Annotated in this window: 1 protein-coding gene; it reads left to right on the top strand. The window is 75.4% G+C overall.

The window, feature by feature from the left end; genetic code table 11:
- Positions 1-28 precede the first annotated feature (28 nt).
- On the top strand, positions 29-11,698 hold the full coding sequence (locus tag ACFYOU_RS25020) for an SDR family NAD(P)-dependent oxidoreductase (protein WP_391308652.1): 11,670 nt from the start codon (positions 29-31) through the stop codon (positions 11,696-11,698).
- The last annotated feature ends 29 nt before the right edge of the window (positions 11,699-11,727 follow it).

Here is an 11,727-nt window from a genome sequence, read left to right as displayed (position 1 = left end):
CCCCGGCTGGCTGAAGGCAGACGATCACGTGAACGATGACAAGCTCCGCGACTACCTCAAGCGGGTCGCGACGGACCTGCACCACACCCGCAAGCGCCTCGCCGAAGTGGAGTCCCGACACCGGGAGCCCGTCGCCGTCATCGGCATGGGCTGCCGCTACCCGGGCGGGGTGCGGACCCCCGAGGACCTGTGGCGGATGGTCGTCACGGGCACCGACGCGATCACCGGGTTCCCGACCGACCGCGGCTGGGACATCGGGACCCTCTACGACCCCGACCGGGAGCGGCCGAACACCACCTACGCGGCCGAGGGCGGGTTCCTCGACGGCGTCGGCGACTTCGACCCGGGCTTCTTCGGGATCTCCCCGCGCGAGGCCCTGGCCATGGACCCGCAGCAGCGGCTGCTCCTGGAGACCACCTGGGAGGCGTTCGAACGGGCCGGCATCGACCCGGCGACGGTGCGCGGCAGCGACACCGGCGTGTTCGCCGGAGTGATGTACCAGGACTACGCGCTGCGCCTGAACAGCGTCCCCGAGGACGTGCAGGGCTACATCGGCAACGGCATGTCCGACAGCGTGGCCTCGGGACGCATCTCGTACACCTTCGGCCTGGAAGGGCCGGCGGTCACCGTGGACACGGCCTGCTCGTCCTCGCTGATCGCCGTGCACCTGGCCGCGCACGCGCTGCGCCGCCAGGAGTGCTCCCTGGCCCTGGCCGGCGGTGCGATGGTCATGTCGACACCGGCGCCCTTCCTGGAGATGAGCCGGCAGGGCGGACTCGCCGGTGACGGCCGCTGCAAGTCGTTCGCGAACGAGGCCGACGGCACCGGCTGGGGCGAAGGCGTCGGCATGGTGCTGCTGGAGCGCCTCTCCGACGCCCGCCGCAACGGCCACCCCGTGCTCGCGGTGGTGCGCGGCAGCGCCGTCAACCAGGACGGGGCGAGCAGCCGGCTCACCGCGCCCAACGGCCCGGCGCAGCAACGGGTCATCCGCCGCGCCCTCGCCGATGCCCGGCTGGACCCGACGGACGTGGACGTGGTCGAGGCGCACGGCACCGGGACGGCCCTCGGCGACCCCATCGAGGCCCAGGCCCTGTTGGCGACCTACGGCAGCGACCGGGACGCGGACCGGCCGCTGCTGCTGGGCTCGTTGAAGTCCAACATCGGGCACACCCAGGCCGCCGCCGGCGTCGGCGGCGTGATCAAGATGGTCATGGCGATGCAGCACGGCACCGTGCCGCCCACCCTGCACGCCGCGCACCCGACCAGCCAGGTCGATTGGACGAGCGGCGCCGTGCGGCTGGTCACCCGGCCCGAGGACTGGCCGGACCGCGGACGGCCCCGGCGGGCCGCGGTCTCCTCCTTCGGCATCAGCGGAACCAACGGGCACGTCATCCTGGAACACGCCGACGCCGAACCGGCGGAGGGGACCGGGGACGAGCAGCCCGGACCGCGGACCGTCCCCGTGCCGTGGCTGCTGTCGGGCCGCGACCGCGACGCCCTGCGGCAGCGGGCCGGGCACCTGCACGACCACCTCGCCGCCCACCCGGACCTCGACCTCGACGCCACCGCACGGGCCCTGGCGACGACGCGGGCCACGTTCCCCCGGCGCGCCGTCACCCTCGCCGGGGACCGCGCCGCCCTGCTGGCCGACCTGGCGGCCCTCGCCGACGACCTGCCCTCGCCCACCCTGGTCCGCGGCGGCGAACCCACCACCGGGCGGACGGTGTTCGTGTTCCCGGGTCAGGGTTCTCAGTGGGTGGGTATGGCGCGGGAGTTGTGGGATGAGTCGCCGGTGTTTGCGGCGCGGATGGTGGAGTGTGAGGCGGCTTTGGGGCCGTTTGTGGAGTGGTCGTTGGGTGAGGTGGTGCGTGGGGGTGGTGAGTGGGATCGGGTGGATGTGGTGCAGCCGGTGTTGTTTTCGGTGATGGTGTCGTTGGCGGAGTTGTGGGGTTCGTTCGGTGTGGTGCCGGATGCGGTGGTGGGGCATTCGCAGGGGGAGATCGCTGCTGCGGTGGTGGCGGGTGGTTTGTCGTTGGAGGACGGGGCGCGGGTGGTGGCGTTGCGCAGTCGTGCGCTGCGGGCCCTCGCCGGTCAGGGCGCCATGGCCTCCGTGCAGTGGGGCGCCGACCGGGTCCGCGCCGAGATCGCGACCTGGGGCGAACGCCTCTCCGTCGCCGCCGTCAACAGCCCCGCCGCCACGGTCGTCGCCGGTGACGTGGAGGCCGTCGAGGGTTTCCTCACCCACGCCGAGAGCAGCGGCGCGCGCGCCCGCCGCATCGACGTCGACTACGCCTCCCACTGCGCCCACGTCGAACGCATCCGCACGGAACTCGGGGAACTGCTCGCCGGGATCAGCCCCCGCGACACGGAGGTCCCCTTCTACTCGACGGTGACCGGCGCACGTCTGGACACCCGGGAGCTCGACGCCGACTACTGGTACCGCAACCTGCGCAGCACCGTGGATCTGGAACGCGCGGTCCGAGCCGTCCTCGCCGACGGGCCCCGCGCCTTCGTCGAGCTCAGCCCGCACCCGGTGCTGACCGTCGCCGTCGAGGAGACCGCCGCCGCCCTCGGACACGAGGTCCCGGCCCTCGGCACCCTGCGCCGCGGCGAGGGCGGCCTCACCCGCTTCCACACCGCCCTCGCGGAGCGCTACGCGTACGGCGCCGACGTCGACTGGGGGCCCGCCCACGCGCACCTCCCCGCCCGCCACGTCGACCTGCCCACGTACCCCTTCCAGCGCCAGCGCTACTGGCTGGACGACGGCGCGCAACACGCCGTCGACGTGACCGGCGCCGGACTGGTCGCCGCCGGACACCCCCTGCTCGGCGCGGTCGTCACCCTCGCCGACGGCGACGCCCTGGTACTGACCGGCCGACTCTCCGCACGCACCCACCCCTGGCTCGCCGAGCACGTGGTGCAGGGCTCCGCCCTGGTACCGGGCACCGCCTTCCTGGAACTCGCCGTCCGCGCCGGCGAACAGACCGGCTGCCCCCGGGTCGAGGAACTGACGCTGGAGGCGCCCCTCGTGGTGCCCGCGACCGGCGCCGTCGACGTGCAGCTCAGCGTCGGCGGGCCGGACCGCACGGGCCGGCGCCCGATCACCCTGCACGCACGCTCCGCGGACGCCGCACCCGACGACCCGTGGGTCCGGCACGCCGGCGGCACCCTCTCCCCGCAGACCGCCCCCGAGCCCGCCGCCACCCTCGCCTGGCCGCCGCCCGGCGCCGAACCGGTCGACCTCACCGGCCTGTACGAGCGGTTCGCCTCGGGCGGCTTCGCGTACGGACCGCTCTTCCAGGGGCTGGACGCCGTCTGGCGCGACGGCGACGACCACTACGCCGAAGCGGCGCTGCCGGCCGGGCAACGCACGGACGCCGACCTGTTCGGACTGCACCCTGCCCTGCTCGACGCGGTGCTCCACGTCACCGGTCTGTCCGGCGACGAGACCGGCCGGATGCCCTTCGCCTGGACCGGCGCCACCCTGCACTCCCGCGGTGCCGCCGCGGTCCGGGCCCGCATCGCGCCGGCCGGCGACAACGCCGTGTCGCTCCAGCTGTGGGACGCCTCGGGACTGCCCGTCGCCACCGTGGACGCGCTGCTGCTGCGCCCGGCCGCCGCCCCGACACCCGCCGCGGGCTCCCCGGACCCGCTGCTGCGACTGGCCTGGTCGCCCGTCCGGAGCACCGACCCGGGTACGCCCCGACCCCGGCCGCTGGTGCTCGGCGGGACCGTCGCCGAACTCCTGACCTGCGAGGCACCCGCGCCCGCCCTGGTCGTCGCCCGCCTGGACGAGCCGCTGCCCGGCACCCCCGGGGCGACGCACCGGGCCGTGCACGACGCCCTGCCCCTGCTCCAGGAGTGGCTGGCCCAGGAGCGGTTCGCCGACTCCCGACTGCTCGTCCTCACCCGCGGCGCCGTCGCCACCACCCCGGACGCCGACGTCACCGACCTGCCGCGGGCCGCCGTCTGGGGCCTGGTGCGCTCGGCCCAGTCGGAACACCCCGGCCGCTTCGTCCTGGCCGACGTGGACGACATCGGTGACCTGGACGCCGTCGTCACCGCCCTGACCACCACCGGCGAGGACCAACTCGCCGTCCGCGCCGGCGTGGTGCACGCCCCGCGCCTGGCCCGACCGACGGCCACCGAGGAACCCGCTCCGGCCGCCCCCGACCCCGAGGGCACCGTGCTGATCACCGGCGGCACCGGTCTGCTCGGTTCCCGGGTGGCCCGGCACCTCGCCGAGGCCGGCGCCCGCCATCTGCTGCTCACCAGCCGCAGCGGCGCCGAGGCCCCCGGCGTGACCGAACTGATCGCGGAACTCACCCGGTTGGGCGCGCAGACCACCGTCGTCGCCTGCGACACCGCGGACCGGCCGGCACTGGCGGAGCTCCTGGGCGGCATACCTGCCGACCGGCCGCTGACCGCCGTGGTGCACGCGGCCGGCGCCCTCGACGACGGGGTCCTCACCTCGCTCACCCCCGAGCGCCTGTCCGCCGTGCTGCGGCCCAAGGTCGACGGCGCCCTGCACCTGCACGAGCTCACCGCCGGTCTCGACCTGCGCGCGTTCGTGCTGTTCTCCTCCGCCGCAGGCGTCTTCGGCGGCCCCGGCCAGGGCAACTACGCCGCGGCCAACGCGTTCCTGGACGCACTCGCCCGGCACCGCCGCGCGAACGGGCTGCCCGGACTGTCGATCGCCTGGACCCTGTGGGAGCAGCGCAGCGCCCTCACCGGCCACCTGGACGCCGACGAGTCCCGGCGGATCGCCCGCTCCGGGATGCCCGCCCTCACGGACCAGCAGGGACTGGCCCTCTTCGACGCGGCGCTCCTCGGCAGCGAACCCGCCCCGGTCGCCCTGCGGCTGGACCTCCCGACCCTGCGGGCCCGCGCCGAAACCGAACCCGTCCCGCGCCTCCTGCACGCCCTGGTCCGTCCGCCGCTGCGACGGGCCGCCGCGCAACCGCTGCCCGGCGGCGCCACGGGCGACACCCCGGGCGACCGGCTCGCCGCCCTGCCCGCGGCCGAACGCCGGCGCGAACTCTCCCTCCTGGTCCGCACCCAGGTCGCCGCGGTACTCGGTCACGCCTCCGCCGAAGCGGTGGAGCTCACCCGGGCCTTCCGCGACCTCGGCTTCGACTCGCTCGCCGCCGTGGACCTGCGCAACCGGCTCACCACCGTCACCGGACTGCGGCTGAGCGCGACCCTCGTGTTCGACCACCCGAGCCCGGAGGCGCTGACCGCGTTCCTCGACGCCCAATTGACCGGCGACGCGGGTGCCGCACCCGTGCGCACCCCCGCCCCGCGCACCACGGCCGGCGCCGACGAGCCCATCGCGATCGTCGCCATGGGCTGCCGCTTCCCCGGCGGCGCCGACTCGCCCGAGCGGCTGTGGGACGTGGTCGCCGGCGGCGTGGACGCCATCGGCGGGTTCCCCGAGGACCGGGGGTGGAACCTCGGTGACCTGTACGACCCCGACCCCGATGCGGGCACCCCCGGCACCTCGTACGTGAACGAAGGCGGATTCCTCCACGACGCCGCCGACTTCGACGCCGCGTTCTTCGGGATCTCCCCGCGCGAGGCGCTCGCCATGGACCCGCAGCAGCGACTGCTGCTGGAGACCTCCTGGGAGGTCTTCGAACGTGCCGGGATCGACCCGGGCACCCTGCGCGGCAGCCGCACCGGCGTGTTCGCCGGCGTCATGCACCACGACTACGCGGTCCGCCTGGTCGGCAACGTGCCCGAGGAGGTCGAGGGCTTCCTCGGATCGGGGAACTCGGCCAGCGTCGTCTCCGGCCGACTCGCCTACGTGTACGGACTTGAGGGCCCCGCGGTGACGGTGGACACCGCCTGCTCCTCCTCGCTGGTCGCCCTGCACCTCGCCGTGCGCGCACTGCGGTCCGGTGACTGCGACCTCGCCCTGGCCGGCGGCGTGACCGTGATGAACAGCCCGGAGCTGTTCGTCGTCTTCAGCCGCCAACGGGGCTTGGCGTCCGACGGCCGCTGCAAGTCCTTCGCGGGCGCCGCCGACGGCACCGGCTTCGGCGAGGGCGCGGGCGTGCTGCTGGTGGAGCGCCTGTCGGACGCGGTGGCGAACGGGCATCCGGTGCTCGCCGTACTGCGGGGTTCGGCGGTGAACCAGGACGGTGCGTCGAACGGTTTGACGGCGCCGAACGGTCCGGCGCAGCAGCGGGTGATCCGGGCGGCGTTGGCGGACGCGCGGTTGTCGGCGGGGGACGTGGACCTGGTGGAGGGCCACGGCACCGGGACGACGCTGGGTGACCCGATCGAGGCGCAGGCGTTGTTGGCGACGTACGGCCAGGACCGTGCGGCGGAGCGGCCGTTGTGGTTGGGGTCGTTGAAGTCGAACGTCGGGCACACCTCGGCCGCCGCCGGTGTGGGCGGCGTGATCAAGATGGTGGAGGCGCTGCGGCACGGCGTGATGCCGCGCACCTTGCACGTGGACGAGCCCACCCCCCAGGTCGACTGGGCCGCCGGCCGCGTCCGGCTCCTGACCGAGGCGCGTGACTGGGAGTCCCCGGGGCCGCGCCGGGCCGGCGTCTCCTCGTTCGGCATGAGCGGCACCAATGCGCACGTCGTCCTGGAACAGGCACCCGAAACCACCGCCCCCACCGAACCCCCCTCGGTGCCGGGCGGGTCGCCGACCGTGTGGACGCTGTCGGCCCGTACCCCCGAGGCACTGCGCGCCCAGGCCGAACGGCTCGCCGCGCACCTCGCCGCCCGCCCGTCGCTGCGGCCGGTGGACATCGGCCTCTCGCTGGCCACCACCCGCGCCCGACACGCACACCGCGCCGTCCTGACCGGTGACCCGGAGCAACTGACCGAGGCGCTGGACGCGCTGGCCGCCGGCACACCGGCCGCCACGGCGGTGCAGGGCGTCGCGGCGACCGCCGGGCGCACCGTGTTCGTCTTCCCGGGCCAGGGCACCCAGTGGGCCGGCATGGCGCTGGACCTGCTCGACACCACCCCGGTGTTCGCCGCCTCGATGGCCGCCTGCGAACGGGCGCTCGCCCGCCACGGCGACTGGTCGCTGCCACAGGTCCTGGCGGACCCGGCCGCCCTGGAACGGGTGGACCGGGTGCAGCCCGCGCTGTTCGCCGTCATGGTGTCGCTCGCGGCGACCTGGCGCTCCTACGGAGTGGAACCGGACGCCGTCCTCGGCCACTCCCAGGGCGAGATCGCCGCGGCCGTCGTCGCCGGCGCCCTGTCGCTCGACGACGGGGCGAAGGTGGTGGCCCTGCGCAGCCGTCTGCTGCGCGCCATCGCCGGACAGGGCGCCATGGCGTCGGTCGCGCTGCCCGCCGCCGAGGTGAACACCCTGGTGGAACGCTGGAACGGGGCCCTCTCGGTCGCCGCCCTGAACGGTCCGCGCGCCACCGTCGTCGCCGGGGACCCCGGAGCGGCAGCGGAACTGCTCGCCCACTGCGACACCGAGGGCGTCCGGGCCCGCCGGATCGACGTCGACTACGCCTCGCACTCCCCGCACGTGGACGCGATCCGCGCGGAACTGATCGAGGCGCTGTCCGACCTGGCCCCCCGCACCGGCGAGGTGCCGATGTACTCCACCCTGGAGTCGGCCTGGCTGACCGGCACCGAACTCGATGCCGACTACTGGTTCCGCAACCTCCGCGGCACCGTCGCCTTCGCCCCCGCCGTGCACCACCTCGCCGGCTCGGGACACACGACGTTCATCGAGGTCAGCCCGCACCCGGTGCTCACCGCCGGCATCAGCGAAACGGTCGAGGACCTGGCCGCGGCCGTCGTCGTCACCGGATCGCTGCGCCGTGGCGAGGGCGGCCCGGCGCGCTTCCTCACCTCACTGGGCGAGGCCCACACCGGGGGCGTCGAGGTGGACTGGACCGCCGTGTACGCCGGCACCGGGGCCACCGTCGTCGACCTGCCCACCTACCCGTTCGAACGCACCCGCCACTGGCTCGACGCGACCCTGCGGACCGCCGACCTGGCCTCCACCGGGCTGGAGGGCACCGGGCACCCGCTGCTCGCCGCGACCGTCGAACTCGCCGGCACGGGGGAACTGCTGCTCACCGGGCGGCTGTCGACCAGCACCACGCCCTGGCTCGCCGACCACGCCGTCACCGGAGTCACCCTGCTGCCCGGCACGGCGTTCCTGGAACTGGCGCTGCGCGCCGGCAGCGAGGTGGACTGCGGGCTGGTCGAAGAACTCACCCTCCACTCCCCGTTGACGCTGACCGGGACCGACACCGTGCAACTCCAGGTGCGGATCGGCCCGGCGGACCCCGAAGGCCACCGCCCCCTGGCGGTACGGGGCCGGCCGGAGGGCGACGGAGCCGACTGGACGGAGTACGCCACCGGCACCCTCGCACCGCACCCGCAGGAACCGGCTGACTTCACCGTCACCTGGCCCCCGCCCGGCGCCGAACCGGTCGACACCGAGGGCCTGTACGAGCGCTTCGCGACCGCCGGCTACCACTACGGCCCGGCGTTCCGCGGGGTGCGCGCCGCCTGGCAGCACGGTGACGACCTGTACGCCGAGATCGCCCTCCCGGACCAGCGCGACGCCGGCGACTACCTGCTGCACCCGGCGCTCCTCGACGGCGCCCTGCAAGCGTCGGCCCTCCTCCCGGCCCGCGGCGACGCGGTCCAGCGGCTGCCCTTCTCCTGGTCCCGGATCACCGCCCACGCCGCCGGCGCCGACGCCCTGCGGGTGCGCATCACCCCCGCCGGCGCCGAGGAACTGGCGCTGGAGGCCCGCGACCTGACCGGCCGGCCCGTGCTCACCGTCGACTCGCTGCTGCTGCGCCCGCTGCCGCCCGGCGGTCTGGCCGCGACGGCCCCCGGCAACCGGCTGCTGCGGCTGGACTGGGTGCCGGCCGAGCCCGGCGGGACACCGGCCGCGGCAGGGATCGCCCTGCTCGGCGACGCACTGCGGCCGGCCCTGCCCACCGCACCGGTCTGGGCCACCCGGGCCGAAGCACCCGCCGACGACCTCCCCCCGTACGTGCTCGCCACGGTCACCGCCACCGGGGACGACCCCGCGCAGCGCTTCCGCTCGGCCACCCTGGACGCCCTCACCCTGGTCCAGGAGTGGCTTGCGGACGAGCGTTTCGCGGACGCGACGCTGGTGGTGGTCACCCGGGGCGCGGTGCGCACCGGCCCCGGCGACCGGGGCGCCGACTGGGCCCAGGCGGGCGTCTGGGGCCTGCTGCGCACCGCGCAGACCGAACACCCCGGGCGGTTCGTGCTCGCCGACGTCGACGAGGACCCCGCTTCCGTGCGGGCCCTCGTCACCGCCCTGCCGTCCACCCGGACGGGGGAGACCCAATGGGCCGCCCGCGCCGGAGCGTTGTGCGTACCGCGGCTGGCAGCGGCCGACCGGGACCTGCTCACCGCCCCGGACACGGACGCCTGGCGGCTCGCCGTCGACGGCGGGTCCGCCGTGGACGGGCTGGCCCTGGTGCCCGCACCCGACGCCCTGGCGCCGCTGGCCGACCACGAGGTCCGGGTCGCGGTGCGCGCCAGCGGACTCAACTTCCACGACGTGGTGGTCTCGCTCGGCCTCGACCAGGAGCAGCCCACGGTGGGCAGCGAGGGCGCCGGCATCGTCCTGGAGACGGGCCCCGCCGTACGGGGACTCGCCCCCGGCGACCGGGTGATGGGCGTCTTCGGCGGCTCCTTCGGCCCGATCGCCGTCGCCGACCGCACCACCCTCGCGAAGATCCCCGCCGGCTGGACGTTCGCCCAGGCCGCGGCGGTGCCCATCGCCTTCCTCACCGCCGCCTACGGACTCGGCGACCTCGCCGGTCTGCGCCGCGGCGAAGCCGTGCTGGTGCACGCCGCCACCGGGGGCGTGGGGATGGCGGCGGTCCAACTCGCCCGCCACCTCGGCGCCGAGGTCTACGCCACCGCGAGCCCCGCGAAACAGCACCTGTTGCGGCGCGCCGGCATCGACGACTCGCACCTCGCCTCGACCCGCACCCTGGAGTTCGCCGACCGGTTCCGGGCCGCTTCGGACGGACGCGGCGTCGACGTGGTGCTCGACTGCCTCGCCCGCGAGTTCGTGGACGCCTCGCTCGACCTGCTGCCCCGCGGCGGCCGGTTCGTCGAGATGGGCAAGACCGACGTACGGGACGCCACGGAGGTCGCCCACCGCTGGCCCGGCGTCCAGTACCGGGCGTTCGACCTGGTGGAGGCCGGTCCCGCCCGCCTCGGGGAACTCCTCACCGAGGTACTGGACCTGTTTGAACGGGGCGTGCTCACCCCCCTGCCCCTGACCTGCTGGGACGTGCGCCGGGCCCCGGAGGCGTTCCGACACCTCGCCCAGGCCCGGCACATCGGCAAGAACGTGCTCACGGTGCCCGCGCCGCCCGACCCCGCCGGCACCGTGCTGGTCACCGGCGGCACCGGCACCCTGGGCCGGATCGTCGCCCGACACCTGGCCGCCGCTCACGGGGTGCGCCACCTGTTGCTGACCGGCCGCCGCGGACCCGACGCCCCCGGGGCGCCGGAACTGGTCGCGGAGCTCGCTGCCCTGGGCGCCCGAGCCCATGTCGTCGCCTGCGACACGGCGGACCGGTCCGCCGTCGAAGCACTCCTGGCCGCCGTCCCCGCCGCACACCCCCTGACGGGCGTCGTGCACGCCGCCGGGGTCCTGGCCGACGCCGTCGTGGAGTCGATGACCGCGGAGCAGGTGGAGCGGGTGCTGCGCCCCAAGGTGGACGCCGCACTCCACCTCCACGAGCTGACCGCCGGGCTCGACCTGGCGGCCTTCGTCCTGTTCTCCTCCGGAGCGGCCCTGCTCGGCGGCGCGGGCCAGGCCAACTACGCGGCCGCCAACGCCGCACTCGACGCCCTGGCCGCCGAACGACGCTCCCGGGGCCTGCCCGCCGTCGCCATCGGCTGGGGCCTGTGGGAGGAGCGCAGCGAACTGACCGCCGCGCTCAGCGACCTCGACGCCCGCCGGATGGCCCGGGGCGGGGTCGACGCCCTGGGCACCGCCGAGGGCCTGGCCCTGTTCGACGCGGCCTGGCAGGGCGCACAGCCGTACGTGCTCGCGGCGAAACTCCGGACGGGGGCCGGCGCACCGAACGCCGCGGTGCCCGCGCTGCTCAGCGGCCTGGTGACCCGACCCCGGTCCGTACTGCGCCGCGCCCGCAGCGCCGCCGACGCGGCGGGACCGGCCCGCGCCGGGCGACTCGCGCACCTGCCGCCCGCCGAGGCCGAACGGGAACTGCTGGAGCTGGTCCGCGGCGAGGTGGCGGCGGTGCTCGGCCACGAGTCGAGCAACGCGATCCACCCCACCCTGCCGTTCAAGGACCTCGGGTTCGACTCGCTCACCGGCGTCGAACTGCGCAACCGGCTCTCCGCCAGCACCGGGGTGCGGCTGCCCGCGGCCCTGATCTTCGACCACCCGACGCCCCAGGCGCTGACCCGGCACGTCCTCACCCTGGTCGCCGAGGAACCACCGCCGGCCACCCCACCGCTGCTCACCGAGCTGAGCCGGATGGAGGCGCTGGTCGACGCCCTGACGGCCGACACCGCGACGGACCGGGCCCTGCCCGGAGAAGTGGCGCAGCGGCTGCGCCGCGCCCTGGCCAAGGTCGAGTCGCTGACCGCGGCCGAGGAGCCCGGCCAGCACGTCGAGTCCGCCACCAACGACGAACTCTTCGACCTCATCGACAAGGAACTGGGCATCTCATGAGGTCCACGACGGCACCGCGGACCCGCACG

This window comes from Streptomyces sp. NPDC005955 (assembly GCF_042871255.1).
GTDB lineage: Bacteria > Actinomycetota > Actinomycetes > Streptomycetales > Streptomycetaceae > Streptomyces.
This window is presented reverse-complemented; position numbering and strand designations above follow the sequence as displayed.